The sequence below is a fragment of the Streptomyces sp. DSM 40868 genome (genome assembly GCF_011820545.1).
Taxonomy (GTDB): domain Bacteria; phylum Actinomycetota; class Actinomycetes; order Streptomycetales; family Streptomycetaceae; genus Streptomyces; species Streptomyces eurythermus.
Map to the genome: position 1 here is coordinate 3,004,571 of NZ_CP050504.1, position 25,573 is coordinate 3,030,143.

A 25,573-nucleotide genomic window follows, 5' to 3' on the forward strand; every position below is an offset into this window, starting at 1 on the left:
CCCGTCACTCGGTTACCCCGAGACCCGCTCGCTCTCCTAGGGTGTCCTCCCAGTGACTTCCTTCGACACCTCCCCACAGCTCAGCATCTGGCGCGCCCTGCTGGCGCTGGCCGTGGTGTTCGTGATGCTCGCGACCACCGGCTGGACCGCCCTGCGCACCCACCGGGAGTCGTCGGCGCTCGCGGCCTCCCTCGCCGAGTGGCGCCACGGTCACCTGCACGGCCTGCGCCTGCCGGACCCCGACGCCGCCCCCACCCGGCTCGCCCGCTTCTTCGGCTCACTCACCCCGGGCGACCGCGACCGGCTGGCCCGCCGCTACCCGCTCGCGGTCGGCAACATGAACGGGGCCCCGGTCTCCCTGCGCTACCGGGCCAACCACCTCGCGCTGGACCAGGCCCGCAGGACCGAGCGCGCCCGCATGCACGACGGCCGGCTCAGCACCGCGGGCCAGCAGGACGCGGGCCGGCGGATGCACCGCTACGAGTCCCTGCTGAGCGACGGCCGGCAGATCCTGGCCTTCGACCCCGAGGGCTCCGGCCGGATCGCCGAGGTGTTCGGCGACCTCGGCGCGGCCCGGCGGATCTCGGTCGTCGTCCCCGGCGTCGACACCGACCTGCTCACCTTCCAGCGCACCAGCCGCCCCTACAGCGCCCCGGTCGGCATGGCCAAGGCGCTCTACGCGGCCGAGCGCGCGGCGCGCCCCTCGACCCGTACGGCGGTGATCGCCTGGGCCGACTACACCTCCCCCGACGGGCTCGGGGTCGACGCGGCCACCGGACTGCGCGCCGAGGAGGGCGCCGTACGGCTGAACGCGCTGCTGCGCGCCCTGCCCGGCCGGGCCCCGGTGTCGATGTTCTGCCACAGCTACGGCTCGGTGCTCTGCGGGGTGGCCGCGCGCGGCATGCCCCGCCGGGTCGCCGACCTGGCGGTGGCCGCGAGCCCCGGCATGCGCGCCGCCAGCGCGGCCGACCTCGGCACGACGGCCCGGGTGTGGGCCATGCGGGACGCCAGCGACTGGGTGCGCGATGTGCCCTACCTGGAGCTGGGCGGGCTCGGCCATGGCGCCGACCCGGTGTCCTCGGGGTTCGGCGCGCGGGTGCTGTCGGCCCGGGACGCCGAGGGCCACAGCGGTTACTTCCAGCCCGGCACGGACAGCCTGCGCAATCTCGCCGAGGTCGGGGTGGGCGCGTACGGCGAGGTGACGTGCGCACGGGAGGACGATGCGTGCCGGTCCGGTCTGTCCGGCACGCCGACGGCCCAACGCGCGTAGAAACAGCAGGAAGTGCGGTCCGCGAGGGTGGCGACGGAGGGACACGTGCCGCATACGATGAGCCGCATGGGTGACGTACTGGCGGGATTTCATGCCGTCTGGGAGTTCGAGTCCGACTCCGTGCTCATCCGTTACGAACGGGGGATTCGAACACCGAAGCTGTTCCAGGCGCTGGGCGAGCGGCGGATCCCGCTGGCCGCGGTCGAGGGCGTGACCCTCGGCCCGGGCCGACGCGGGACGGTCGTCCTGTGCCTGCGGCCGCGCCCCGGCGCCGATCCGCTGATGGAGGCGGCCGACGGGCAGCTGAAGGAGGGCTCCGACCCCTACCGGCTGGTGCTGCCGGCCGAGCGGGAGACCCTCGCCGAGTACTACGCCGACGAGCTGAAGGGGCTGCTCACCGAGTCCGGCCCCGCCGACCGGCACCTGGTCGCGGCGCCCGAGGCGCCCCTGCAGTTCAAGGCGTACGACGGCAAGGCGTCCTTCGACGGGACGTCCGTGCAGTTCCGCTGGTCCTGGACGGGGGCGTCCTCGACGAAGTGGAAGGCCGGCGACCAGAGCTTCGCGGTGGCCGAGCTGAGCGGGGTGGAGTGGCGCTCGCCGGAGGTCTTCGAGGGCCATCTGCGGCTGATCCGGCGGACGGCCGGCCCGGCGGCGCCCGCGCAGCCCGACCAGGACCCGGCGGCCGTCGTCTTCGGGCTGGGCTACGGCCCGGTGCACGAGTCACTGCCGTTCGCCGCGGCGGTCCTCGCCGCCGCGCGCACCCGTGGGCCGGTACCCACGCCACCGGCCCCGGCCCGGCGCGACCCCGCCGACATCGCCGAACGGATCCGCCACCTCGGCGAACTCCACCAGGCCGGCCTGGTCACCGACGAGGAGTTCACCACCAAGAAGGCGGAACTCCTCGCAGAACTGTGACCCCCCGCCCGGCTCCCTGTCCCGACCCAACGGACCGCCAGACCCCACCGAACGGCCAGGCCCCACCGAACGGCCGAGCACACTGAGCGACCGAACCCACCGGGTGGCCGGGCGCGCCGGACGGCCGGGCACACCTGGGCGGCCGGGCACACCTGGGCGGCAGGACCGCCGGAAAGCCGGCCCCGCGGGGCGATCGGCCCCGCCGAACGGCCAAGCGCACCGGACAGCCGGTCCGCCGGGCGGTCGGCCCGACGGAAAGCCGGGCGCGCCGGAAAGCCGGCCCCGCCGGGTAGTCGACCCCGCCGAACGGCCGGGCACACCAAGGCGGCAGCCCCGCCGGAAGGCCGGGCACGCCGAGCGATCAGCCCCGCCGGAAAGCCGGGCACGCCGAGCGATCAGCCCCGCCGGAAAGCCGGGCACGCCGAGCGATCAGCCCCGCCGGAAAGCCGGGCACGCCGAGCGATCAGCCCCGCCGGAAAGCCGGGCACGCCGAGCGATCAGCCCCGCCGGAAAGCCGGGCACGCCGAGCGATCAGCCCCGCCGGAAGACCGGGCACGCCGAGCGATCAGCCCCGCCGGAAAGCCGGGCACGCCGGGCGGTCGGCCCCGGCGGACGGCCGGCCCACCTACAGCCGGGCGGCGAGTCCCGGCCAGCCCCACCGGGCCGCCGGGGCACACCGGACGGCTGGCCCCACCCGAAAACCAGCCCCACCGAGCGGTCGGCCGCATTGGACGACCAACCCCGCCGGACGGCGGGCTCACCGGAGGGCCGGACTCACCGGACAGCCAACCCCACCAGGCAGTCGGGCACGCCGGGCGGTCGGCCCCACCCGAAGGCCCACCCCGCTGGACGGCCAGCCCCGCCGGGCGGCCGACGGTCGGGCACGCCAGGCCGTGGGTCCCACCCGAAGGCCAGCCCCGCTGCACGGCCAACCCCACCGGGCGGCCGGGCACGCCGGACGGCGGCCCCACCAGACGGCCGGCCCCGCCGCACAGCCAGCCCCGGCGGGCGCGCCGGACGGACGTTACTCGCGGCCCGCCGAGGCGAAGCGCATGTCCGGGTAGCGGTCGCCGGAGACTCGGGAGGCGATCGGCTCGAGGGTGGCGAGTTCGTCCTCGGTCAGGGTGATGCGGGTCGCCGCCACGTTCTCCTCCACCCGGCCCGGCTTGCGGGTGCCCGGGATCGGCACCACGGGCAGGCCCGCGACCGACGCCCGCTGCTGCGCCCAGGCCAGGGCGATCTGGCCGAGCGTGGCGCCGCGGGCCTCCGCGATCGCCCGGATCGGCTCCAGCAGGGCCGCGTTGGCCGCCGCGTTCTCGCCGGTGAAGCGGGGCTGCTGGCGGCGGAAGTCGTCGGGCGTCAGGTCCTGCTCGGCGTTGGTGAAGGAGCCGGTGAGGAAACCGCGGCCGAGCGGCGAGTACGGCACCAGGGCCACGCCCAGGTCCCGCGCGGCCGGTACGACCCTGGCCTCGATGTCCCGGCTGAACAGCGACCATTCCGACTGCACGGCCGCGATCGGGTGCACGGCGTGCGCGGCGCGCAGCTCGTCCGCGGTGACCTCGCTGAGCCCGAGGTGCTTGACCTTGCCCTCGCGGACCAGCTCCGCCATCGTGCCGACGGTCTCCTCGATGGGGACGTTCACATCGCGGCGGTGCATGTAGTACAGGTCGATCACATCGACGTCCAGCCGCTTCAGGCTGGCCTCGACCGCCTCGCGGATGTAGGGCGCGTCGTTGCGGATGATGCGCTTGGTCGGGTCGTCCGGCGGGATGGACAGGGCGAACTTGGTGGCGATGACCACCTCGTCCCGGTGCGCCTTGAAGAACGGCGAGAGGAACCGCTCGTTCTCCCCGGCACCGTAGGCGTCCGCCGTGTCGTACAGCGTGACGCCCAGCTCCAGCGCCCGGTCCAGCGCGGCACGGGCCTGCCCGGCGTCCGTCGGGCCGTAGCCGAAGTTCATGCCCATGCAGCCGAGGCCCTGCACACCGACCTCCGGCCCGTCCGTGCCGAGCCGTACCGTCGGAATCCTGGCGTCGGTCATCGAGTGGTCCCCTCCGTGGCGTAAAAACTGATCTTGCGGTCGAGTACGGCGAGCGTGTCGCGCAGTTCGGCGATCCGGTTCAGGACGTCCCGGCGGGTCGACTCCAGCAGGGCCTGCCGCTCCGCGTAGGTGTCCTCGCCCTCCCGGACCAGCTCCGCGTACCGGACCATGTCCGCCACCGGCATACCGGTCAGCCGGAGCTTGGTGACGAAGTCCAGCCAGTCCAGGTCGCGGTTGCGGTAGCGGCGCTGGCCGGTGTGCGAGCGGTCGACGTGCGGCATCAGCCCGATCCGCTCGTACCAGCGCAGGGTGTGCGCGGTCAGACCGGTGAACACGACGACCTCGCTGATCGTGTAGCGGTCCTGGCCGTCTGGGCGGGGGTGGCGCCGGGGAGGGGCGGAGCAGATGTCGGCGGGGGTGGCGTGCTCGGTGGCCGCTGGCGTGGTCTGCATCACCGTCATGCCCCCACGCTATGGCGTTGGAGTGCACTCCAAGCAAGCCGGACCGGTAAGAAATCCCCAGGACCGGGCCCGGTGGCGGTGGTTAGCCTGCGCCCCATGAGTCTCGTACGACGGGCCCGGCCCGATGATGCCGGGGAAGTGCTGCGGCTGCGCCAGATCATGATCGATTCCCTGTGGGGCGACGGGGGTGCCGGGGGTGCCGGAGCGGCCGGCTGGCAGGCCGAGTCGCTGCCGGAGCTGCGCGAGCGGCTCGCGAAGGAGGAGGGGGACTTCGCCGCGTTCGTCGTGGACCACCCGGACCGGCCGGGGTCGCTGGCCGCGCTGGTCGCGGGAACCGTGGAGTACCGCATCGGCAAGCCCGGCAATCCGCACGGCCGGGTCGGGTACGTCTTCAGCGTGGCGACCGACCCGGACGCCCGCAGGCGGGGCTACGCGCGCGCCTGCATGGAGGAACTGCTGGCCTGGTTCCGGGCGCGCGGCGCCGGACACGTGCTGCTCAACGCCTCGCCGGAGGCCGAGCCGCTGTACACCGCGCTGGGCTTCACCCGGGATCCCGACCCGTCGATGCGGCTGTCGCTGTGAGCCGCATAGGCTCGGACGCATGTCGTTGCAGAGCCTGGCGCTGATCGAGAACTGGCCCGTCCCCACCGCCGCGGCGGGGGTCGTACGAGCCGACGGAACCGTCCTCGGGACGCACGGCCCCGTCGGGCACCGCTTCCCGCTGGCCTCCGTCACCAAGCCGCTGGCGGCCTACGCGGCGCTCGTCGCCTACGAGGAGGGCGCGATCGAGCTGGACGAGCCGGCCGGTCCGCCCGGGGCGACGGTCCGTCACCTCCTCGCGCACACCTCGGGGCTGGCCTTCGACGAGCACCGGGTCACGGCCCCGCCCGGGGACCGGCGGCTGTACTCCAACGCCGGGTTCGAGCAGCTCGGGGACCACATCGCCAAGGCCACGGACATCCCGTTCGCGGAGTACCTGCGCCAGGCCGTGCTGGAGCCGCTGGGCATGACGGCCACGTCGCTGGAGGGCTCGCCGGCGAAGGACGGGGTGTCGACGGTCGAGGACCTGCTGCGGTTCGCGGCGGAGGTGCAGGCGCCCCGGCTGCTGGACCCGCGGACGGTGGCGGCGGCGATGACCGTGCAGTACCCGGGGACCAAGGGCGTCCTGCCCGGGTACGGGCACCAGAACCCGAACGACTGGGGCCTGGGCTTCGAGATCCGCGACGGCAAGACCCCGCACTGGACGGGCGCCTCCTCCTCGCCGCGCACGTTCGGGCACTTCGGGCAGTCGGGCACGTTCCTGTGGATCGACCCGGACGCCGGGGCGGCCGGGGTCGCCCTGACCGACCGCGCGTTCGGCCCCTGGGCGATCGAGGCGTGGCCGGCCCTCACGGACGCGGTCCTCGCGGAACTGCGCGGCTGACGACGGCCACGGCCCCCGGGCGCTACGGCGTCATCTCCCACAGCAGCAGTTCCGCCGGCGCCGTCGCCAGTGCCTGGAGCCCCTCGGCGCCGGTGATCCGCGCCGCGTCGCCGGGGCCCAGCTCCGCCCCGGCCAGCCGGACCGTGCCGCGCACCACATGGACGTACACCCATGGCGCGTCCGGCACCGCCGTCCGCTCCCCGGCCCCCGGCCGCCGTACGTGCAGCACCGCGCCCGCGGCCGGGACCGCGTACCTGACGGGCCCCTCGGCGGCCGGGACGAGGGTGTAGGACGGGGTGCCGCCGGGCTCCCGGGGGGTCAGCCACATCTGGAGGAAGGTCAGCGGGGCCGGGCCGTCGTTGCGTTCCACGTGCCGCACGCCCGCCGCCGCGCTCAGGTGCTGCACGTCCCCGGGGCCGACCCGGGTCTCGTGCCCGGCCGAGTCGCGGTGGGTCAGCTCGCCCTCGACGACCCAGGTGACGATCTCGGTGTGGCTGTGCGGGTGCTCGTCGAAACCGGCGCCGGGGGCCAGCCGCTCCTCGTTGCACGCGATCAGCGCGCCGAACCGAAGGTTGTCGGGGTCGTAGTGCGGTCCGAAGGAGAAGGCGTGCCGGGTGTCGATCCCGGCCCCGGGGTCCCCGCCGCGATAGCGCTCACCGGCGCGCCGTACGTCCGTCATCACGGCCCCCACGGTAGCCCCGCGGTACGGACCGGGCCGCAGGCGGGCCCGGTCCGGAGCACCGTACGGAGACCGGCCGGGACGCCTTGCGGGGCGTGGTCCGGCCGCCCGGCGAAGGCCCGGCCGGGCGGCCCGCGGCACCGTCCCGGCCGCCCGTCCACGGCCGCCGGGCGCCGGCCGCCGCCCTCGCCAGGCCACCGGCCGGGCCGGCGGTCACCGCCCCCGGCGGCACGGGGTCCCGTCCGGATAAGGCAGTCTTGTCCCCGTGCCCGAACCCGAATCCCACCACGGTGACCCCGCAGCCCGTCACGTCCACCCGCACGCCGCGACCCTGAAGCGGCTGGAGAAGTCCTCCGGGAGTCTCGCCGCGCAGGCCATCGCGCGCATGGACGAGACCCTGCCGTGGTACCGGGCCATGCCCCCGGAGAACCGTTCCTGGATCGGGCTCGTCGCCCAGGCGGGCATCGCGGCCTTCACCGAGTGGTTCCGGCGCCCGGACGCCCCCCAGGCGATCTCCACCGACGTCTTCGGGACCGCGCCCCGGGAGCTGACCCGGGCCATCACGCTGCGGCAGACCGTGGAGATGGTGCGCACCACCATCGAGGTGATGGAGTCCGCCATCGACGAGGTGGCCGCCCCGGGCGACGAGAGCGTGCTGCGCGAGGCGCTGCTGGTGTACGCCCGGGAGATCGCCTTCGCCACCGCCCAGGTCTACGCCCAGGCCGCCGAGGCACGCGGTGCCTGGGACGCGCGGCTGGAGTCGCTGGTGGTGAACGCCGTGCTGAGCGGGGAGGCCGACGAGGGGGCCGTCAGCCGGGCCGCCGCGCTCGGCTGGAACTCGCCGGAGCACGTGTGCGTGGTGCTCGGCACCGCGCCCGACGGGGACAGCGAGCTGACCGTGGAGGCCATCCGGCGGGCCGCCCGGCACGCCAAGCTCCAGGTGCTGACCGGGGTGCTCGGCGACCGGCTGGTGGTCATCGCGGGCGGCAGCGACAACCCGCTGGCCGTGGCCCGCTCGCTGATCGGGCCGTTCGCCGCCGGACCGGTCGTCGCGGGCCCCGTCGTCCCCGATCTGCTGGCCGCCACCCGGTCCGCGCAGGCCGCCGCCGCCGGGCTCAAGGCGTGCACCGCCTGGCAGGACGCACCGCGCCCGGTGCTCGCCGACGATCTGCTCCCGGAGCGCGCCATCGCGGGCGACCCGAGCGCCCGCGAGCAACTGGTGGAGGAGATCTACAGACCGCTGGAGGAGGCCGGCTCGGCGCTGCTGGAAACGCTGAGTGTCTACCTGGAGCAGGCCAGCAGTCTCGAAGGCGCGGCGAGAATGCTCTTCGTTCACCCGAACACCGTGCGCTACCGGCTCCGACGTGTGACTGACGTCACCGGCTGGTCCCCCTCGGATGTAAGATCCGCGTTCACACTACGGATCGCGCTCATCCTGGGGCGTCTGGCCGATGGTGAACCCCAGACATAAGGTTTTGTCGGGGCTCCACAAAAGCCCTACGTGTTCTTCGTCCCTGTCCCCACGGGCGGCCCCCGCCCACCCCAAGAGAGAGTGTGAGAGTGCTCGTACTCGTCGCTCCCGGCCAGGGCGCCCAGACGCCCGGCTTCCTGACTCCCTGGCTCGACCTGCCCGGTGCCGCGGACCGCGTGGCCGCCTGGTCGGACGCCATCGGACTGGACCTCGCCCACTACGGCACCCAGGCCGACGCCGACGCGATCCGCGACACCGCCGTGGCGCAGCCGCTGCTGGTCGCCGCCGGTCTGCTGTCCGCCGCGGCACTGGGTGACATCTCCGAGATCGCGCCGGACGCGGTCGCGGGCCACAGCGTCGGCGAGATCACCGCCGCGGCCTTCGCCGGCGTCCTGGACGACACCGCCGCCCTCGGCCTGGTCCGCACCCGCGGCCTGGCCATGGCCGACGCCGCCGCGGTCACCGAGACCGGCATGTCGGCGCTGCTCGGCGGTGACCCCGAGGTGACCCTGCCGCACCTGGAGAAGCTGGGCCTGACCCCGGCGAACATCAACGGCGCGGGCCAGATCGTCGCCGCGGGCACGCTGGAGCAGCTGGCCGCGCTGAACGAGGACAAGCCCGAGGGCGTCCGCAAGGTCGTCGCGCTGAAGGTGGCCGGCGCCTTCCACACCCACCACATGGCCCCGGCCGTGGCGACCCTGGAGGAGGCCGCGGCCAAGCTGTCGCCGGCCGACCCGAAGGTGACCTACGTCTCCAACAAGGACGGTCAGGCCGTCGCCTCCGGCGCCGAGGTGCTCCAGCGGCTGGTCGGCCAGGTCGCCAACCCGGTCCGCTGGGACCTGTGCATGGAGACCTTCAAGGAGCTGGGCGTCACCGCGCTCGTCGAGGTGTGCCCGGGCGGCACCCTGACCGGCCTGGCCAAGCGGGCCCTGCCCGGTGTCAAGACGCTGGCCCTGAAGACCCCCGACGACCTGGAAGCGGCCCGGGCTCTGTTCGCAGAGCACGCCGGAGCCTAAGGAGAGCCGTACATGGCGAAGATCAAGCCCAGCAAGGGCGCGCCGTACGCGCGCATCCTCGGCGTCGGCGGCTACCGGCCGACCCGGGTCGTGCCGAACGAGGTGATCCTGGAGAAGATCGACTCGTCCGACGAGTGGATCCGCTCCCGCTCCGGCATCGAGACCCGGCACTGGGCCGGTCCCGAGGAGACCGTGGCCGCGATGGCCATCGAGGCCTCCGGCAAGGCGATCGCGGACGCCGGCATCGACGCCGAGCGGATCGGCGCGGTGGTCGTCTCCACCGTCTCGCACTTCAGCCAGACCCCGGCCATCGCCACCGAGATCGCCGACAAGCTCGGCACGAACAAGGCCGCCGCCTTCGACATCTCGGCCGGCTGCGCGGGCTTCGGCTACGGCCTCACCCTCGCCAAGGGCATGGTGGTGGAAGGTTCCGCCGAGTATGTGCTGGTGATCGGCGTGGAGCGGCTGAGCGACCTCACCGACCTGGAGGACCGGGCCACCGCCTTCCTGTTCGGTGACGGCGCCGGCGCGGTCGTCGTGGGCCCCTCGCAGGAGCCGGCCATCGGCCCGACCGTGTGGGGTTCCGAGGGCGACAAGGCGGAGACGATCAAGCAGACCGTCTCCTGGGACCGGTTCAGGGTCGGCGACCTGACCCAGCTGCCCGTCGACAGCGAGGGCAACCTCAAGTTCCCTGCGATCACGCAGGAGGGCCAGGCGGTGTTCCGCTGGGCCGTGTTCGAGATGGCGAAGGTCGCCCAGCAGGCGCTGGACGCGGCCGGGATCACCGCGGACGACCTGGACGTCTTCATCCCGCACCAGGCCAATGTGCGGATCATCGACTCGATGGTGAAGACACTGAAGCTGCCGGAGCACGTCACGGTCGCCCGTGACATCCGCACCACCGGCAACACCTCGGCCGCCTCGATCCCGCTCGCGATGGAGCGGCTCCTGGCGACCGGGGAGGCGAAGAGCGGCGACACCGCGCTCGTCATCGGATTCGGGGCGGGTCTCGTCTACGCCGCCACGGTCGTTACCCTCCCCTAGGCACTCCGTGCCGGATCACCCGGTCCGGTTCGGATACAAATGCCATTAAACCGTCTGGAATATGAAGAAGGAGCGCCTGACATGGCCGCCACTCAGGAAGAGATCGTCGCCGGTCTCGCCGAGATCGTGAACGAGATCGCCGGGATCCCGGTCGAGGACGTCAAGCTGGACAAGTCCTTCACCGACGACCTGGACGTCGACTCGCTGTCCATGGTCGAGGTCGTCGTCGCCGCCGAGGAGCGCTTCGACGTGAAGATCCCGGACGAGGACGTCAAGAACCTCAAGACCGTCGGCGACGCGACCGACTACATCCTCAAGCACCAGGCCTGAGCCACCGCGTAGGCCGCGTACAGCAAGGCCCCGCCACCCGGCGGTGGCGCCGTAATCCCCGCACCGGCGGGGGTAGTCCTCCCCCGTATCCGTTGGAGAAAGAATTCCCGTGAGCCCGACCAATCGCACCGTGGTCGTCACCGGTATCGGCGCAACCACACCGCTGGGTGGCGACGCAGCCTCGACCTGGGAGGCCCTGGTCGCCGGCACGTCCGGTGTCAGCCTGCTGGAGCAGGACTGGGCGGCGGACCTGCCGGTCCGCATCGCCGCGCAGATCGCCGTGGAGCCGGGCGAGATCATCCCCCGGCCGCAGGCCCGCAAGCTGGACCGGTCCGCGCAGTTCGCGCTGATCGCCGCTCAGGAGGCCTGGAAGGACGCCGGTTTCACCGACAGGGCCGGGGTGGACTCCACCGTGAACCCCGACCGTCTCGGTGCGGTCATCGCCTCCGGCATCGGCGGCGTGACGACCCTGCTGGACCAGTACGACGTACTCAAGGAGAAGGGCGTACGCCGCGTCTCCCCGCACACCGTGCCGATGCTGATGCCCAACTCCCCGGCGGCCAACGTCGGGATCGAGCTGGGTGCCCGCGCCGGTGTGCACACCCCCGTCTCGGCCTGCGCCTCGGGCGCGGAGGCCATCGGGTACGCGATCGAGATGATCCGCACCGGGCGTGCGGACGTGGTCGTGGCCGGTGGTACCGAGGCCGCCATCCACCCGCTGCCGATCGCCGCGTTCGGCAACATGATGGCGATGTCCAAGAACAACGACGACCCGCAGGGCGCCTCGCGTCCCTACGACGCCGGCCGTGACGGCTTCGTGCTCGGCGAGGGCGCCGGTGTGATCGTCCTGGAGTCCGAGGAGCACGCGAAGGCCCGCGGTGCCCGGATCTACGCCGAGGCGGTCGGACAGGGCATCTCCGCCGACGCCCACCACATCACGCAGCCGGAGCCGTCCGGCAACGGGATCGCGCACGCGCTGCAGAACCTGCTGGACAACACCGACCTGAAGCCGGCCGAGATCGTGCACGTCAACGCGCACGCCACGTCCACGCCACAGGGCGACGTGGCCGAGATCAAGGCGCTGCGGAAGGTGTTCGGCGACGACGCCGACCACATGGCGATCTCCGCGACCAAGTCGATGACCGGTCATCTGCTCGGCGGCGCGGGCGGTGTGGAGACCGTCGCGTCGATCCTGGCGCTGGTGAAGCGTACGGCTCCGCCGACCATCAACCTGGAGAACCTGGACCCCGAGGTCAACGCGGACATCGTGAGCGGTGAGGCGCGGGCGCTGCCGGAGGGCCGGATCGCCGCGCTGAACGACTCGTTCGGGTTCGGCGGGCACAACGTGGTGCTGGCGTTCCGTACGGTCTGAGTTCCTTGACGTGTGAATGGCCCGGTCTCCTGGTGTGGAGGTCGGGCCATCGTCATTGATCCCTCGCGGTCCTCTCTACACCACCTGGTGCAGCCAGCGGACCGGGGCGCCCTCGCCCGCGTATCTGAAGGGTTCCAGTTCGTCGTCCCAGGGCTTGCCCAGGAGCTTGGCGATCTCGGCCTCCAGGTCGGTCTCGCCGCGCTGGGAGCGGGTCAGGGCGGCGCGCAGGCGGTCCTCGGGGATCAGGATGTCGCCGTGGAGGCCGGTGACGGCGTGGAAGATGCCGAGGTCCGGGGTGCAGCTGTAGCGCTCGCCCTCGGCGGTCGCGCAGGGCTCGGCGGTGACCTCGAACCGCAGCAGGTGCCAGCCGCGCAGCGCGGACGCGAGCTTGGAGGCCGTGCCGGCCTGGCCCTGCCAGGAGAACTCCGAGCGCCAGGTGCCGGGGGACGCGGGCTGCCGGATCCAGTCGAGGCTGACGCGCGTGCCGAGCACCCCGGCGACGGCCCACTCGACGTGCGGGCACAGCGCGCGCGGCGCGGAGTGCACGTACAGAACTCCACGTGTCGTCACCGGAACCTCCGGGCAGAGCGGGACATCTTGCGGACTGGCTGGGCGGCAGTGGCACGACGGCCGCGTTGATGGCGAGGCTACCTTGCGACGGGGCAAGGAGTGTGACGTACCGTCGGTCCCGGCGCCAGGAAATCGCCGCCATTCACCCGGGGGGACGCTTGTACGGGGGTCGGCCGTTCCCCGGGTGCCGGGCCGGGAACCCTCAGTCGTTGTCATAGGGGGAGCACCTGACCGTCGAGCGAGGGGAACAGCAGGGATGCGGAAGCGAAGCCACCGTGTGCAAGCCGCCCTCGCGGTCGTGGCGGCCATGGTGCTGGGGGTCGCCGGGTGCCAGGGCGGGGACGGTTCGCCGGCGGCGGAGGGCACGAAGGCGCGCGCTGCCCGGCCCCCGCTGTGGGACACCAGCCCGGACTCGGTCGCGGCGGTGGGCGACTCCATCACCCGCGGGTTCGACGCGTGCACGGTGCTGTCGGACTGTCCGGAGGCGTCCTGGGCGACGGGCAGTGACACGGCGGTGCGGAGCCTGGCGGTGCGGCTGCTGGGGGTGACGGGGGCGGCGGAGCACAGCTGGAACTACGCGGTGACCGGGGCCCGTATGGCCGATCTGCCGGGGCAGATGGCGCAGGCGGTGGCCCGCCGCCCGGAGTTGGTGACGGTGATGGTCGGCGGGAACGACGCCTGCCGGACCACGGCGTCGGCGATGACACCGGTGGCCGACTTCCGCGCGGGCTTCGAGGAGGCGCTGCGCACGCTGCGCTCGGCGCTGCCGAAGACGCAGGTGTACGTGTCGAGCGTGCCGAACCTGATGCGGCTGTGGTCCGAGGGCCGGACGAACGTGCTGGGCAAGCAGGTGTGGAAGCTGGGCATCTGCCCGTCGATGCTGGCCGACGCGGACGATCTGACCAGCGCGGCGACGCTGCGCCGGGAGACCGTGCAGCAACGGGTGGTGGAGTACAACAAGGTGCTGAAGGACGTGTGCGCCAAGGACCGCCGCTGCCGCTTCGACGGGGGCGCGGTGTACGACTTCCGGTTCGGCACGGACCAGCTGAGCCACTGGGACTGGTTCCACCCCAGCAAGGACGGGCAGGCCCGGCTCGCGGAGATCGCGTACCGGAAGGTCACGGCGGGAAGTTCGTGACCTAGTGTTTCCCGCATGAACGAACTTTTCGGCACACTTCCCGACGGCACTCCGGTGCACCGGTGGACGCTGGAGCGCGGCGGGGTGCGGGTGCGGGTGCTGTCGTACGGCGGGATCGTGCAGTCGGCCGAGGTTCCGGACCGGGCCGGGCGGACGGCGGACGTGGTGCTGGGCTTCCCGGACCTGGAGGGCTATCTGCGGCATCCGGAGCCGTATCTGGGTGCCGTGATCGGCCGGTACGCGAACCGGATCGCGGGCGGCCGCGTCCCGCTGGACGGCCGGACGTACCAGGTGACGCGCAACGAGGGCGCCAACTGCCTGCACGGCGGGGAACGTGGCTTCGACAAGCACGTGTGGGAGGTGACGCCGGTGGAGCACGGGCTGCGGCTGAGCCGGGTCGGCCCCGACGGCGAGGAGGGGTTCCCGGGGCGGCTGTCGGTGACGGTGACGTACACGCTGACGGCGTCCGGGGCGCTGCGGATCGGCTACGAGGCGGTCACCGAGGCGCCGACGGTCGTGAACCTGACCAACCACACGTACTGGAACCTGGGGGGCGCGGGGTCCGGTGACACCGGCGGGCACGAGCTGCGGCTGGCCGCGTCCCGGTACACCCCGGTGGGCGCGGACCTGATTCCGGTGGGGCCGCCGGCGGACGTCGAGGGCACCCGTCTCGACTTCCGGGCGCCCCGCCCGACGGGCTCCGGCTACGACCACAACTTCGTCCTGGACAAGGGAGTGACCGGGGACGCGGAGGAGGTGGCGGAGCTGTACGACCCGGTCTCCGGCCGCGTCCTGACGGTGGCGACGACCGAGCCGGGCCTCCAGCTCTACACCGGCGACCACCTGTCCGGCCCGTTCCCGCCGAACGCCGGCACCGCCCTGGAGACCCAGCACTTCCCGGACTCCCCCAACCGTCCCGACTTCCCCACCACGACCCTGCGCCCGGGCGAGGTCTACCGCTCGGAGACGGTCTACGGGTTCGGGGTGCGCGGCTGAGAGCGGTGAGCCCCGGTCCAGGGGTCAGGTCCCGGACCGGGGCTGTTCGTGGGGGACTTTGTCCGCGGTGTGCGGGGAGTGTCCCGGATCAGACGTTAATCGGTGCGGTGAGCCGGCGGTCGGTGATCGAGCGGCCGGCGAAGATCTCGTACGAACCCTTCACAAAAGCCCACGCCTTCGTCGTGTCGTCCCACACCTCGAAGGCGCGGCGGGGCAGTTCGACGGTGGCCTCGGCGCTCTCGCCGGGGCCGGCCTCGACGGAGGCGAAGGCGGCGAGCCTGCGGGCCGGGCGGTCCGGGGCGGGCTCGGCCGGGGAGAGGTAGAGCTGGATCACCTCCCGGCCCGGCCGTTCGCCGGTGTTGCGGACGCGTACGCGGACGGTGGTGCCGTCGGTCTCCAGCGACTCGTAGGCCCAGTCGGTGTAGCCGAGGCCGTGGCCGAAGGGGTACGTGGGGGTGCGGCCGGCCCGGTCCCAGGCGCGGTAGCCGATGAACAGGTCCTCGCTGTAGGGCAGTTCGCCGTTCACCGGGACCACCTGGGTGACCGGGGCGTCGGCGAGGGTGCCCCAGGTGGTGGGGAGCCGGCCGCCGGGCTCGTGGGTGCCGGTGAGGACGTCGGCGAGGGCGGCGCCGCCTTCTTGGCCCGGGAACCAGGTGAGCAGGATCGCGGCGACCTCGTCCCGCCAGGGAAGTTCCACCGGGGAGCCGGAGTTGACGACCACGACGGTGTCCGGGTTGGCGGCGGCGACCGCGTGCACCAGGTCGTCCTGGCGGCCGGGGAGCCTCAGGTCCGGGCGGTCGAAGCCCTCGGACTCCACCCGCTCGGTGGTGGCGACCACGACCACGGCGGTGTCCGCGTTCCGGGCGGCCTCGACGGCCTCGGCGATCAGCTCGTCCGCGTCGCGCGGCGGACCGGAGTGGGCGAGCGCGAAGGCGACGACCTTCATCGGGAGGTCCTCGGGCAGACGGACGGCGTGGGTGAGGGAGACCTCGACCGGTTCGCCCGCGGTGAGTTCGGCCTCGGCGCGGGGCACGGGCGCGGCGAAGAAAGTGCCGGAGGGGTCGTCCGGACCCGGGCGCTGGGCACCGTCGTAGTACGTCGTCCCGCCGACGGTGAGCGTGAAGGCGCCGGTGCCCTTGACCGCGAAGGTGTGCCGGCCCGACTCGCGGGGGGTGTAGGTGCCGGTCAGTTCGACGGTGTCCAGGGTGTCGTGGGTGACGCCCTCGGGGAGGTCTGTGCCCATCCACTGGATGGCCGCGCCGGGGGCGGAGCGGGTGCCGATGATCTCGCCGGCCGCGTTCCGGCAGACCGCCCGCACGGTGAACCCCGGGTCGTCCAGGGCCGGTCCGGTGACGGGGTCGGCGCCGACGGCGTAGGTGAGGGTGCCGTCGGGGAGGGCGGCGGTGAGGCCGTCGAGCGGGGAGACGGTCCGGGCCGGGAAGACGGTGGCGGAGCCGCCGCCGAGGACCCGGGCGTCGCGGGCGGCGGCGCCGATCAGGGCCACGGTGCCGCGCGGCCTCAGGGGCAGGACGCGCCTTTCGTTGCGGACCAGGACGAAGGAGCGGCGGGCGATCTCGCGGGCCAGGGCGGCTCCGTCGACCGGCGCGGGCGGTTCGGTGACCGCCGGTTCGGCGCCGGCCAGGGCGCCGACGCGGGCGGCCAGGCGCAGCACCCGGCGGACGGCGGCGTCGACCGTGGCCTCGGCGACCTTTCCGTCCCGTACGGCCCGGGCGAGGGCGGGGCCGTAGACGGTCCGCGGGCCGGGCATGGCGAGGTCCAGGCCGCCGTTCGCGGCGCCCACCGTGTCCCGGGCGGCCGTCCAGTCGGAGACGTTGACGCCGTCGAAGCCCCATTCGCCGCGCAGGACTTCCTCGACGAGGTGGTGGTGTTCGGTCATCGTCGTGCCGTTGACCGAGTTGTAGGCGGTCATGACGCCCCACGGGCGGGCGTTCCTCACGATGGCCTCGAAGGGCGCCAGGTACAGCTCGCGCAGGGCACGTTCGGAGACCCGGTTGTCCACCGTGAAGCGGTCGGTCTCGGCGTCGTTGGCGACGAAGTGCTTGACGGTGGTGCCGACGCCGCCGGACTGGACGCCGCTCACATAGCCGCCGCCGATCACCCCGGTCAGGTACGGGTCCTCGCTGTAGCACTCGAAGTGGCGCCCGCCGAGCGGGGAGCGGTGCAGGTTGACGGTCGGGGCGAGCAGGACGTGGACGCCCTTGCGGCGGGCCTCCTGGGCGAGCAGCACCCCGGCGCGGCGGGCGAGTTCCGGGTCCCAGGCGGCGGCGAGCGCGGTCGGCGAGGGCAGGGCCACGGAGGGGTCGTCGGCGCTCCAGCGCACGCCCCGGACGCCGACCGGGCCGTCCGACATCACCAGGGACGAAAGGCCGATCCCGGGCAGCGCGGGCAGGCTCCACATGTCCTGCCCGGCCAGCAGCCGGGTCTTGGTGTCGAGGTCGAGCGCGCGCAGGGCGGCCGCCACGACGGCCTCGCGGGCCTCCTCGGCCGAGGTGGGCTCCGGTCCCGTCATCGGTTCCTCCTCGTGGCATCCGTACCGGCCGGTGCGGGAACCTCCATCGTGCCCGTGCCGTCGCCGGCCCGGTAGGTGGCCGCGCCCGGCGGTCAGTGCGAGGGAGTCAGGGCGAGGCTGACGCCGAGGCCGGCCAGGACGGAGCCGATCGCCTTGTTGAGGACCTTCTGGCCGCGCAGCAGCACGGCGCGCATCCGGGAGTGCGAGAAGAACACGGCGACCACGCCGAACCACGCCAGATGGGCCAGCGACATGAACAGGCCGTAGCCCACCTGCCGGTACAGCGGGGTGCCGGGGCCGACGACCTGGGAGAAGGTGGAGACGACGAACAGGGTCGTCTTGGGGTTGAGGACGTTGGTGAGGAAGCCGGTGCGCAGGGCGGCGAGCGGGGTCAGTTCCGTCTTGTTCCCGAGGTCGACCTCGACCTCGCCGCGGGCGCGGAAGGTGCGGACGCCGACGTAGACGAGGTAGGCCGCGCCGGTCAGCTTGATGACCGTGAACACCACGGTGGAGGAGGCGATCAGCAGGCCGACGCCGAGCAGGGTGTAGGTGACGTGGACCAGCACACCGGCCGCCACGCCCGCGGCGGCGAGCAGGCCGGTGCGGCGGCCGTGCAGACAGCTGTTGCGCACGATCATCGCGAAGTCGGCGCCGGGGGCGATCACGGCGAGGACCGTGATGACGGCGACGGCCAGCAGCTGGGTCACGAGGTGACGTCCTCCGTGTCGGGCCGCCCGCCGGGGGCGGTGTCGGCGTCGGCGGTCTCCTCGCCCAGCAGGTCACGGGCGAGCAGCGTGGCGCCCGCGACCGCGCCCGGCATCAGGAACACCGCGACGAACGGCACCAGGAAGGCCAGGCCCAGGGGGGTGCCGAACCCCCAGACCAGCGTCTTGCGGGAGCGCAGCAGGGCGAGCCGGGCGCGCAGGTCGACGTCCCGGCGCTGGAGGGCGACGGCGGCGAGTTCCTCGGTGAGGAAGAAGCCGGTGACGAAGAAGCCGATCACGGGGACGACGGTCTGCCCGACGAACGGCAGGAACCCGAGGGCGAAGAGCAGGACGCCCCACAGCCCGGCCCGGACCAGGATCCGCAGGCTGTCCCGGGCCGAGATCCACAGCTCGCGCCAGAGCGGCAGGCCGGAGACGGGGGCGGTGCCGTCGGGCGAGACGTCGGCGTCGACCCGCTCGGAGAGGGACTCGTAGAAGGGCTGGCCGACCAGCAGGGTGACGGCCGTGAAGGTGAGCACGGCCAGCAGCAGGCCGAGCGCGAACAGGACGGCCGTCAGGAAGCCGCGGAACAGGCCCTGCCAGGGACCGGACCAGTCGTCGGCGAACGGGGTGGCCCAGGCGACGGCGTCCTCGCCCCATATGGCCAGCGCGACCAGCGCGGCGGCGTACAGCACCAGTGTGATCAGGCCGGGCAGCAGGCCGAAGCCGTACCGGCGCCCGTGCCGGGTCACCCACCGCTGGCCCTTCAGCAGATAACCGAAACCCACCCCGAGATCGCGCATGGCCAGGACTCTACTGGCTTCGCGAGGCGGTGCGGGGCTCAGTCCCCGAGCATGCGGCGCAGCAGGTCACGCAGGGAGCGGCGCTCCTGTTCGGACAGCCCCGCGAGGGGTTCGCGGGCGAACCGCAGGCCCTCGCGCAGGTCCCGGGCCACCTCGCGGCCCTGCTCGGTGGCCGCGGCCACCTTCACCCGGCGGTCGGCCGGGTCGGGGCGGCGCTCCACCAGTCCCCGGGACTCCAGCCGGTCCACGATCCCGGTCACGTTCGACGGCTCGCACTTCAGCTTCTGGGCCAGCTTGCGCATGGGCAGCGGCTCCAGCGAGAGCAGGCTGAGCAGCCGGGCCTGCGGGCCGGTCAGGGTGTGCTCGCCCGCCGCCTCCTCGTAGTCCGCGTAGAAGCGGGCCACGATCTCACCGATCAGCTCGAGGACCTCCATGGTGAGGGGGTCGGGGCGGCGGACGTTCGATGGGGTGGACATGCCCGCCAGGATACCCGGTTACTTGACATCATGAAATATTCAGGAGCATGGTTGTTTCAGGTAGTGAAGTACCACCCTGAAAGGCTCTGTCATGATCAACCGCGAGTGGCACCTCCTCAGCCGTCCCGTCGGCTGGCCGAAGCCCGAGGACTTCGCGCTCGTCGAGTCACCCGTCCCGGCCCCGGCTGAGGGCCAGGTGCTGGTACGGAACAAGTACCTCTCCGTCGACCCGTACATGCGCGGAAGGATGAGCGCCGCCAAGTCCTACGCCGCCCCCTTCGAGCTGGGCAAGGTCATGCAGGGCGGCGCGGTCGGCGAGGTGATCGAGTCCAAGGCCGAGGGCATCGAGGCCGGCGACCACATCCTGCACTTCTTCGGCTGGCGCGAGTACGCGGTCGTGGACGCGAAGAACGCCGTCAAGGTGGGGCCGACGGCCGTGCCCGCCGTCACGGTCGACGCCGGAGCCGAGGGCGTGCCGCTGTCGGCGTACCTCGGCGTCCTCGGCATGACCGGCCTGACCGCCTACGCCGGCCTGCTGCGCACCGCCTCCTTCAAGGAGGGCGACATCGTGTTCGTGTCCGGCGCGGCCGGCGCGGTGGGCAGCCAGGTGGGCCAGATCGCCAAGCTCAAGGGCGCCTCCCGGGTCATCGGCTCGGCCGGGTCCGACGAGAAGGTCAAGCTACTGGTCGACGAGTACGGCTTCGACGCCGCGTTCAACTACAAGAACGGCCCGGTCGCCGAGCAGCTGCGGCAGGCGGCGCCCGACGGCATCGACGTCTACTTCGACAACGTCGGCGGGGAGCACCTGGAGGCGGCCGTCGGCTCGCTCAACCAGGGCGGCCGGATCGCGGTCTGCGGCATGATCTCGGTCTACAACAACACCGAGCCCGCGCCCGGCCCGAGGAACCTGGCCCGGCTGATCCAGACCCGCGGCCGGATCGAGGGCTTCCTGGTCGGCGACCACTACGACCTCCAGCCGCAGTTCGTCCAGGAGGTCGGCCCGTGGGTGGCCTCGGGCGCGCTGAAGTACCGCGAGACCGTGGTCGAGGGCATCGAGAACACCCTGGAGGCGTTCCTCGGGGTCCTGCGCGGCGACAACATCGGCAAGATGGTCGTCAAGCTCTGACCTTCCGGGTTTTTTCGCGATGCGGTAACTTCTTTCCGGAATCCTGTGGCGATCGTGGGCGCGAGTCGCCGTGGACCGAGGAGGAAGACAACCGCATGCCCATCACGCAGTCCGACGTCCTGTACACCGCCGTCGCCACCGCCGAGAACGGCCGTGACGGCCGGGTCGCCACCGACGACGGCAAGCTCGACGTGGTCGTCAACCCGCCCAAGGAGATGGGCGGCAGCGGCGCCGGCACCAACCCGGAGCAGCTGTTCGCCGCCGGGTACAGCGCCTGCTTCCAGGGGGCGCTGGGCGTCGTCGCCCGGGAGGAAGGCGCCGACATCTCCGGTTCGACGGTCACCGCCAAGGTCGGCATCGGCAAGAACGACGACGGGTTCGGGATCATCGTGGAGATCTCCGCGAACATCCCGAACGTCGACGCCGCGACCGCGAAGAGCCTGGTCGAGAAGGCACACCAGGTGTGCCCGTACTCGAAGGCGACGCGGGGCAACATCACCGTGACGCTGGCCTGACCCTCGTCGTCGGCCACGACGGCAGCCGCATCCTCGGACGTGGGATGCGGCTGCCGTCGTATGCGCACCCCTCAGTCGCACCACCACAGGAAGCGGTCGCAGGTCTTCACGGGCGAGGGGCTGGGGGCGGGGGCGGAGGTCGTCGGGGCCGGTGTGGGGGCGGTGGTGGCGGGCCCGGTGGGCGCCGGGGCGGCGGTGGTCGTCGCCGGTGTACCGGAATCCGTGGCACCCGTGGTGGCCGACTGTCCCGCCTCGCCGGACTCCCCCGGCGAGGCGGAAGCGGAATCCTTGTCGCCCGTGCCGTCCCGGTCATCCTCGTCGCCCGTGTCTGCGGCGGACGGCGAGACGGAGGCGGAGCCCGGGGCCGAGGCGCCCGGGGAGCCGGAGGCGGCGCCCGGGAAGGCGGCGGACGTCACGCCGGCCGGTCCCGCCGTACGGCCCGGAGCGCCGGAACCGGAATCGTCCTCCGCCTCGGTCTCCCCGGCCGTGGCCGAAGGGTCGTCGGCAAAGGGCGAGAAGGGCGCGTCCGTACCCAGCTCCGCGAGACTGAGCCCGCCGGCCGCGAGCGCGAACCCGGCGACGACCACGAGGACCCGCCGCCGACGGCGCCGGTGCCCGGCCGCCTTGCGCTCCCGCCGCCCGGCACGGGCACCGGCCCGCCTGCCGGCGGGATCCTCGGCGGTGCGCTCTTCATCGGCCTGCCCGCCATCGGTGTGCCCCTCGGCGGCGGGGACACCGGCGTCCTTGTGGGCGCCCTCGCCGGTAGGTGCGTGACCGCCGCCGGTGAACTCCCGGTCGTATCGTCCCAGTTCACCATCGTCCCCGGACAGTTCACCACCGCCCCCGCCCCGTTCACCGCCCGGCCCGGCGGAACCCGGGCCGCGCTGCTCGGGCACGCGGACGGTGCCGGGCGGGCCGTAGGGGATCCCGGCGGGCGCGAGGCCCTCCCCGTCGGGCCGCCGACCGCTCCCCGCGCTCCCCTGGCCGTCCCCGGCGGGCCACCGGTCGACCGTGGCGGACGCCCGGTTCGGCAGGCCGCTCGCGGCAAGTCCGTGGGCGTCCCCGTCGGCTCCCGTCCCGCGGGCCGGGCCGCCCCAGGCGTCCCACGACGCCTCCCCCGCACCGTACGCGTCGTCGTGGGCGGGCGTGCCGCAGCCGGGGCAGGCCAGGGCGCCGTTCAGGTGGCGTCGGCAGGGGTGGCAATAGTCCATGACGCGGGAAGACTAGAGTCCGCGCGGGCCGGGTTCCAGGCGTGGCTGTGAAGGTTCGGTGCGGGAGCGAAACAATCTCGAAAGCCTTGCCGAAACCGTTACCTGTTCGACCCATTGACACCCCCGGCGCCCCGTCCTTACTGTCACGCCAGCATTTCGAACGTGCGACGAAATACCGAACAGCTGAGGGGCAACTGCCGTGCGCATCACCGGAATCAGCACACACGTGGTCGGCACGCCGTGGCGCAACCTGACCTATGTCCAGGTGCACACCGACGAGGGGATCACGGGAGTCGGCGAGACGCGGATGCTCGGGCATACGGACGCGCTGATCGGCTATCTGCGGGAGGCCGAGGTCAACCACATCCTCGGCTCGGACCCGTTCGCCGTCGAGGACCTGGTGCGCCGTATGAAGTACGGCGACTACGGCCGCGCCGGCGAGATCGTGATGTCCGGCATCGCGGTGGTCGAGATGGCGTGCTGGGACATCAAGGGCAAGGCGCTGGGCGTGCCGGTGTGGCAGCTGCTCGGCGGAAAGGTCACCGACAAGGTCAAGGCGTACGCCAACGGCTGGTACACCACCGAGCGGACGCCGGAGGCGTACCACAAGGCCGCCCAGGGGGTCATGGAGCGCGGTTACAAGGCGCTGAAGATCGACCCGTTCGGCACCGGCCACTTCGAGCTGGACCACCAGGAGACCCTGTACGCCGTCTCGCTCATCGAGGCCGTACGGGACGCCATCGGCCCGGACGCGGAGCTGATGCTGGAGATGCACGGCCGCTTCTCCCCCGCCACCGCGGTCCGGCTGGCCAAGGAGATGGCGCCGTTCAAGCCGGCCTGGCTGGAGGAGCCGGTGCCGCCGGAGAACCTGAAGGCGCTGGAAAAGGTCGCCGCCAAGGTCGACATCCCGGTGGCCACCGGCGAGCGCATCCACGACCGCATCGAGTTCCGCGAGCTGTTCGACAGCCAGGCCGTGGACATCATCCAGCCCGACGTCGGCCACATCGGCGGCATCTGGGAGACCCGCAAGCTCGCCGCCACCGCCGAGACCCACTACATGCTGGTCGCCCCGCACAACGTGGGCGGCTCCGTGCTCACCGCCGCCTCCCTCCAGGTCGGCTTCACCTCGCCGAACTTCAAGATCCTCGAGCACTTCAACGACTTCGCGGACGCGGAGATCAAGAAGGTGGTCAAGGGCGCGCCGCAGGTGAACCCGGAGGACGGCTGCTTCCACCTCTCCGACGCGCCCGGTCTCGGCGTCGAGCTGGACGTCGACGCGGCGGCCGAGTTCCCGCAGCAGCGGGCCCACTTCGACCTGTGGGCCGAGGGCTGGGAGAAGCGCAATCCCAAGGACGCCCAGTGAGTTCACAGGTCCTGGTCGAGGCGCCGGGCGTCCACCGGGTCGAGGCCCACACGCCGCGCGAACCGGGTCCCGGCGAGGCGCTGGTGGCCGTGCACGCGGTCGGCATCTGCGGCAGCGACCGCGAGGTGTACCAGGGCAACCGGCCGGAGGGGTACGTCCGTTACCCGCTCGTCCCCGGGCACGAGTGGTCGGGGACGGTCACCGCGGTGGGGGCCGGGGTGCCCGGCTCGCTGACCGGCCGCAAGGTGGTCGGCGAGGGCTTCCGCAACTGCCAGGTGTGCGACCGCTGTCACGCGGGCGAGACCACGCTGTGCTCCGCCGGGTACGAGGAGACCGGGTTCACCCGGCCCGGCGCCATGGCGGCCACCCTCACCCTGCCCGCCCGGCTGCTGCACGTGCTGCCGGACGACGCCGACCTCACCGCCGCCGCGCTGCTGGAGCCGGCCGCCTGCATCGCCGCCGCCGCGCTGAAGGCGAACGCCCGGCCGGGCGAGCGGGTCGCGGTGGTCGGCACCGGCACCCTCGGGATGTTCGCCGTGCAGTTCCTCGCGGCCGGCTCCCCGGCCGAGCTGCTGGTCGTGGGCACCCGGAACGACCGGGAGGCACTGGCCCGGCGGTTCGGGGCGAGCGACTTCCGGCTGCGGGACCAGGAACTGCCCGCCGACTTCGACGTGGTGATCGAGACCGCCGGGTCCGCCTCCGCCGCGCGGACCGCCGCCGCGCTGCTGCGGCGCGGCGGGCGTCTGGTCCTCACCGGGATCCCGGCGCCGGGCGCGGACGGCCTCGACCCGACCGATCTCGTCGTACGGCAGCTGGAGGTGCACACCGTCTTCGGCGCGCCGCCGGATGCCTGGGCGCACGCCGTGCGGGTGTTCGGCGCCGGACTGCTGGACCCGCTGCCGCTGGTCACGCACGAGGTGCCGCTGACCGACTTCCCGCGGGCCATCGAGCTGGTGGGGGCCGGCGATCCCGCCGTGGGCAAGGTGCTGCTCCGCCCCTGACCGTACGCCGGCCGGGGGGTGCCCTGACCACGCCCCGGCCGGCGTACACCCACGCTTCTTTCGTTACCCAGAGCCGCGACCCTTGTCCGAAATACCGAACACGAAGGACAGCTTGTGACCGACGCTTCCGCCCCGGCAGCCCGCAGGCCCGGCGAGCAGGTGCTCGCCGCTCTCGGTCTGGGCGCGCCCGCCCTCGACCCCGCCGACGCCTCCGTCCACACCTTCCCGGGCGGCGGCCGCTGGCGCACCGAGATCCCCTCGTGCGAGGGTCCCGAGGCGCTGGCCGTCGTCCTCAAGGAGGCCTCCCGCCTGGACGTGCCGATCCACCGGATCAGCCAGGGCAGCGGCGTATGGATGCTCACCGACGCCGAGATCACCGAGATGGTCGAGGCCACCGCCGAACGCGACATCGAACTGTGCCTGTTCACCGGCCCGCGCGGCACCTGGGACACCGGCGGCTCGGTGCGGACCGACTCCCGGGGGGCCGGACTGCGCGCCCGGGGCCACGACGCGGTCGCCGGCTGCGTGGAGGACGCCGTCCGGGCCACCGAGCTGGGCGTCAAGTGCCTGCTCGTCGCGGACGAGGGGGTGCTGTGGACCCTGCACCGGGCCCGCACCGCCGGCATCATCCCGGCCGACACCACGCTGAAGGTGTCCGCGCTGATCGGTCCGGTCAACCCCGCCTCGTACGCCGTGTACGAGCGGCTCGGCGCGGACTCCGTCAACGTGCCCAGCGATCTGACGCTGGACCACCTCACCGAGATCCGGCGGGTCTCGGGCGCTCCGATGGACATGTACATCGAGGCCCCGGACGACCTCGGCGGCTACGTCCGGATGTACGAGGTCGCCGAGCTGATCCGGCGCGGCGCCCCGCTGTACCTGAAGTTCGGCCTGTCCAAGGCGCCCGGCATCTACCCGTGGGGCCGTCACCTGCGGGACCTGACCCTGGACACCGCCCGGGAGCGGGTGCGGCGCGGCCGGCTCGCCCTGGACCTGCTCGCCCGGCACGGCGCGGACGGCGACATGGCGCCGCTCGGCTCCCGGCTGCCGGGTTCCTTGAACCGGTTCCCCGTAGAAGCGTCCGCCCCTGCCCACGACGAGAACGACAAGGACTGATC

General features: G+C 73.0%; 25 protein-coding genes. 16 read left to right on the plus strand and 9 right to left on the minus strand.

Translation table 11 applies throughout. The features are described from left to right. Positions 1 to 52 precede the first annotated feature (52 nt). Both HB370_RS13560 and HB370_RS13565 read left to right on the plus strand, forming a co-directional pair. Entirely contained in the window at positions 53 to 1,270 is a 1,218-nt protein-coding gene (locus tag HB370_RS13560) for an alpha/beta hydrolase (RefSeq protein WP_030776853.1), read from the plus strand. A gap of 66 nt (positions 1,271 to 1,336) precedes the next feature. Then, positions 1,337 to 2,185: a DUF4429 domain-containing protein gene (locus tag HB370_RS13565; protein WP_030776856.1), complete on the plus strand. Its 849-nt coding sequence runs from the start codon at positions 1,337 to 1,339 to the stop codon at positions 2,183 to 2,185. A gap of 1,024 nt (positions 2,186 to 3,209) precedes the next feature. Here HB370_RS13565 and HB370_RS13570 read toward each other — a convergent pair. After that, complete coding sequence (locus HB370_RS13570) at positions 3,210 to 4,226, minus strand: aldo/keto reductase (protein ID WP_030776859.1); 1,017 nt, start codon at positions 4,224 to 4,226, stop codon at positions 3,210 to 3,212. Then, positions 4,223 to 4,687 carry a MerR family transcriptional regulator gene (locus HB370_RS13575; RefSeq protein ID WP_030776861.1) on the minus strand — a complete coding sequence of 155 codons (465 nt, stop codon included), beginning with the start codon at positions 4,685 to 4,687 and terminating at the stop codon, positions 4,223 to 4,225. The genes HB370_RS13570 and HB370_RS13575 overlap by 4 nt, the downstream gene beginning before the upstream one ends. Before the next feature lie 96 nt (positions 4,688 to 4,783). Here HB370_RS13575 and HB370_RS13580 point away from each other — a divergent pair, with 96 nt between their 5' ends. Beyond that, positions 4,784 to 5,269 (plus strand): GNAT family N-acetyltransferase, encoded by a 486-nt coding sequence (locus tag HB370_RS13580; protein WP_030776863.1) that lies wholly within the window; start codon positions 4,784 to 4,786, stop codon positions 5,267 to 5,269. A gap of 19 nt (positions 5,270 to 5,288) precedes the next feature. Then, the gene (locus HB370_RS13585; RefSeq protein WP_030776866.1) at positions 5,289 to 6,110 is read left to right on the plus strand and encodes a serine hydrolase domain-containing protein; all 822 of its coding nucleotides are present in this window, start codon (positions 5,289 to 5,291) and stop codon (positions 6,108 to 6,110) included. A 22-nt stretch (positions 6,111 to 6,132) separates the two neighbouring features. Here HB370_RS13585 and HB370_RS13590 read toward each other — a convergent pair whose 3' ends face one another. Beyond that, on the minus strand, positions 6,133 to 6,789 hold the full coding sequence (locus HB370_RS13590) for a pirin family protein (protein ID WP_030776869.1): 657 nt from the start codon (positions 6,787 to 6,789) through the stop codon (positions 6,133 to 6,135). Positions 6,790 to 7,054: 265 nt separating this feature from the next. Between HB370_RS13590 and fasR the strand changes: the two genes are divergently transcribed. The 5 genes from fasR (at position 7,055) to fabF (ending at position 12,022) form a co-directional block, all read left to right on the plus strand. After that, positions 7,055 to 8,260, plus strand: coding sequence for a fatty acid biosynthesis transcriptional regulator FasR (gene fasR, locus HB370_RS13595; RefSeq protein ID WP_030776870.1), 1,206 nt, complete (start codon positions 7,055 to 7,057; stop codon positions 8,258 to 8,260). A gap of 89 nt (positions 8,261 to 8,349) precedes the next feature. Next, positions 8,350 to 9,276: an ACP S-malonyltransferase gene (locus HB370_RS13600; RefSeq protein WP_030776873.1), complete on the plus strand. Its 927-nt coding sequence runs from the start codon at positions 8,350 to 8,352 to the stop codon at positions 9,274 to 9,276. A gap of 12 nt (positions 9,277 to 9,288) precedes the next feature. Further along, positions 9,289 to 10,320: a ketoacyl-ACP synthase III gene (locus HB370_RS13605; RefSeq protein ID WP_030776875.1), complete on the plus strand. Its 1,032-nt coding sequence runs from the start codon at positions 9,289 to 9,291 to the stop codon at positions 10,318 to 10,320. A gap of 81 nt (positions 10,321 to 10,401) precedes the next feature. Beyond that, positions 10,402 to 10,650 carry an acyl carrier protein gene (locus HB370_RS13610; protein WP_030604530.1) on the plus strand — a complete coding sequence of 83 codons (249 nt, stop codon included), beginning with the start codon at positions 10,402 to 10,404 and terminating at the stop codon, positions 10,648 to 10,650. Between the two features lie 109 nt (positions 10,651 to 10,759). Next, positions 10,760 to 12,022, plus strand: coding sequence for a beta-ketoacyl-ACP synthase II (gene fabF / locus HB370_RS13615; RefSeq protein ID WP_030776878.1), 1,263 nt, complete (start codon positions 10,760 to 10,762; stop codon positions 12,020 to 12,022). 75 nt (positions 12,023 to 12,097) lie between these two features. On the opposite strand, the gene HB370_RS13620 is transcribed toward fabF, so the two are convergent. After that, a complete protein-coding gene (locus tag HB370_RS13620) occupies positions 12,098 to 12,592 on the minus strand; it encodes a DUF3145 domain-containing protein (RefSeq protein WP_030776880.1) in 495 nt (164 codons plus the stop codon). Positions 12,593 to 12,848: 256 nt separating this feature from the next. On the opposite strand from HB370_RS13620, the gene HB370_RS13625 reads away from it, so the two are divergent. Together HB370_RS13625 and HB370_RS13630 are read left to right on the plus strand one after the other, a co-directional pair. Further along, a complete protein-coding gene (locus HB370_RS13625) occupies positions 12,849 to 13,730 on the plus strand; it encodes an SGNH/GDSL hydrolase family protein (protein WP_030776883.1) in 882 nt (293 codons plus the stop codon). Between the two features lie 15 nt (positions 13,731 to 13,745). Continuing rightward, complete coding sequence (locus HB370_RS13630; protein WP_030776887.1) at positions 13,746 to 14,726, plus strand: aldose epimerase family protein; 981 nt, start codon at positions 13,746 to 13,748, stop codon at positions 14,724 to 14,726. Positions 14,727 to 14,814: 88 nt separating this feature from the next. Here the strand turns inward: HB370_RS13630 and HB370_RS13635 are convergent, their stop codons facing one another. The 4 genes from HB370_RS13635 to HB370_RS13650 form a co-directional block, all read right to left on the minus strand. Then, positions 14,815 to 17,256 carry a glycoside hydrolase family 3 C-terminal domain-containing protein gene (locus HB370_RS13635; RefSeq protein ID WP_030776889.1) on the minus strand — a complete coding sequence of 814 codons (2,442 nt, stop codon included), beginning with the start codon at positions 17,254 to 17,256 and terminating at the stop codon, positions 14,815 to 14,817. A gap of 92 nt (positions 17,257 to 17,348) precedes the next feature. Continuing rightward, on the minus strand, positions 17,349 to 17,963 hold the full coding sequence (locus HB370_RS13640) for a LysE family transporter (RefSeq protein ID WP_030776891.1): 615 nt from the start codon (positions 17,961 to 17,963) through the stop codon (positions 17,349 to 17,351). Then, a complete protein-coding gene (locus HB370_RS13645; RefSeq protein ID WP_030776893.1) occupies positions 17,960 to 18,763 on the minus strand; it encodes an EI24 domain-containing protein in 804 nt (267 codons plus the stop codon). The genes HB370_RS13640 and HB370_RS13645 overlap by 4 nt, the downstream gene beginning before the upstream one ends. A 38-nt stretch (positions 18,764 to 18,801) precedes the next feature. After that, a complete protein-coding gene (locus HB370_RS13650; RefSeq protein WP_030776896.1) occupies positions 18,802 to 19,239 on the minus strand; it encodes a MarR family transcriptional regulator in 438 nt (145 codons plus the stop codon). Between the two features lie 91 nt (positions 19,240 to 19,330). On the opposite strand from HB370_RS13650, the gene HB370_RS13655 reads away from it, so the two are divergent. Further along, positions 19,331 to 20,365: an NADP-dependent oxidoreductase gene (locus HB370_RS13655; protein WP_030776899.1), complete on the plus strand. Its 1,035-nt coding sequence runs from the start codon at positions 19,331 to 19,333 to the stop codon at positions 20,363 to 20,365. Positions 20,366 to 20,460: 95 nt separating this feature from the next. Continuing rightward, on the plus strand, positions 20,461 to 20,880 hold the full coding sequence (locus tag HB370_RS13660; RefSeq protein ID WP_030776901.1) for an organic hydroperoxide resistance protein: 420 nt from the start codon (positions 20,461 to 20,463) through the stop codon (positions 20,878 to 20,880). Positions 20,881 to 20,951: 71 nt separating this feature from the next. Here HB370_RS13660 and HB370_RS13665 read toward each other — a convergent pair whose 3' ends face one another. Beyond that, entirely contained in the window at positions 20,952 to 22,091 is a 1,140-nt protein-coding gene (locus tag HB370_RS13665) for a hypothetical protein (protein WP_051815315.1), read from the minus strand. A 199-nt stretch (positions 22,092 to 22,290) separates the two neighbouring features. Here HB370_RS13665 and HB370_RS13670 point away from each other — a divergent pair, with 199 nt between their 5' ends. From HB370_RS13670 to HB370_RS13680, 3 genes are all read left to right on the plus strand, one after another. Beyond that, positions 22,291 to 23,454 (plus strand): mandelate racemase/muconate lactonizing enzyme family protein, encoded by a 1,164-nt coding sequence (locus HB370_RS13670; RefSeq protein WP_030776906.1) that lies wholly within the window; start codon positions 22,291 to 22,293, stop codon positions 23,452 to 23,454. Further along, positions 23,451 to 24,455: an alcohol dehydrogenase catalytic domain-containing protein gene (locus HB370_RS13675; RefSeq protein WP_030776909.1), complete on the plus strand. Its 1,005-nt coding sequence runs from the start codon at positions 23,451 to 23,453 to the stop codon at positions 24,453 to 24,455. The genes HB370_RS13670 and HB370_RS13675 overlap by 4 nt, the downstream gene beginning before the upstream one ends. Positions 24,456 to 24,569: 114 nt before the next feature. Further along, positions 24,570 to 25,571 (plus strand): hypothetical protein, encoded by a 1,002-nt coding sequence (locus HB370_RS13680; RefSeq protein ID WP_030776911.1) that lies wholly within the window; start codon positions 24,570 to 24,572, stop codon positions 25,569 to 25,571. The last annotated feature ends 2 nt before the right edge of the window (positions 25,572 to 25,573 follow it).

What these genes read in the sequence shown, in the direction of transcription:
- HB370_RS13565 (WP_030776856.1), top strand. Translation starts at nt 1,337, where the DNA reads ATGGGTGACGTACTGGCGGGATTTCATGCCGTCTGGGAGTTCGAGTCC.
- HB370_RS13570 (WP_030776859.1), bottom strand. Translation starts at nt 4,226, where the DNA reads ATGACCGACGCCAGGATTCCGACGGTACGGCTCGGCACGGACGGGCCG.
- HB370_RS13575 (WP_030776861.1), bottom strand. Translation starts at nt 4,687, where the DNA reads ATGACGGTGATGCAGACCACGCCAGCGGCCACCGAGCACGCCACCCCC.
- HB370_RS13580 (WP_030776863.1), top strand. Translation starts at nt 4,784, where the DNA reads ATGAGTCTCGTACGACGGGCCCGGCCCGATGATGCCGGGGAAGTGCTG.
- HB370_RS13585 (WP_030776866.1), top strand. Translation starts at nt 5,289, where the DNA reads ATGTCGTTGCAGAGCCTGGCGCTGATCGAGAACTGGCCCGTCCCCACC.
- HB370_RS13590 (WP_030776869.1), bottom strand. Translation starts at nt 6,789, where the DNA reads ATGACGGACGTACGGCGCGCCGGTGAGCGCTATCGCGGCGGGGACCCC.
- HB370_RS13605 (WP_030776875.1), top strand. Translation starts at nt 9,289, where the DNA reads ATGGCGAAGATCAAGCCCAGCAAGGGCGCGCCGTACGCGCGCATCCTC.
- HB370_RS13610 (WP_030604530.1), top strand. Translation starts at nt 10,402, where the DNA reads ATGGCCGCCACTCAGGAAGAGATCGTCGCCGGTCTCGCCGAGATCGTG.
- HB370_RS13625 (WP_030776883.1), top strand. Translation starts at nt 12,849, where the DNA reads ATGCGGAAGCGAAGCCACCGTGTGCAAGCCGCCCTCGCGGTCGTGGCG.
- HB370_RS13630 (WP_030776887.1), top strand. Translation starts at nt 13,746, where the DNA reads ATGAACGAACTTTTCGGCACACTTCCCGACGGCACTCCGGTGCACCGG.
- HB370_RS13635 (WP_030776889.1), bottom strand. Translation starts at nt 17,256, where the DNA reads ATGACGGGACCGGAGCCCACCTCGGCCGAGGAGGCCCGCGAGGCCGTC.
- HB370_RS13645 (WP_030776893.1), bottom strand. Translation starts at nt 18,763, where the DNA reads ATGCGCGATCTCGGGGTGGGTTTCGGTTATCTGCTGAAGGGCCAGCGG.
- HB370_RS13650 (WP_030776896.1), bottom strand. Translation starts at nt 19,239, where the DNA reads ATGTCCACCCCATCGAACGTCCGCCGCCCCGACCCCCTCACCATGGAG.
- HB370_RS13655 (WP_030776899.1), top strand. Translation starts at nt 19,331, where the DNA reads ATGATCAACCGCGAGTGGCACCTCCTCAGCCGTCCCGTCGGCTGGCCG.
- HB370_RS13660 (WP_030776901.1), top strand. Translation starts at nt 20,461, where the DNA reads ATGCCCATCACGCAGTCCGACGTCCTGTACACCGCCGTCGCCACCGCC.
- HB370_RS13665 (WP_051815315.1), bottom strand. Translation starts at nt 22,091, where the DNA reads ATGGACTATTGCCACCCCTGCCGACGCCACCTGAACGGCGCCCTGGCC.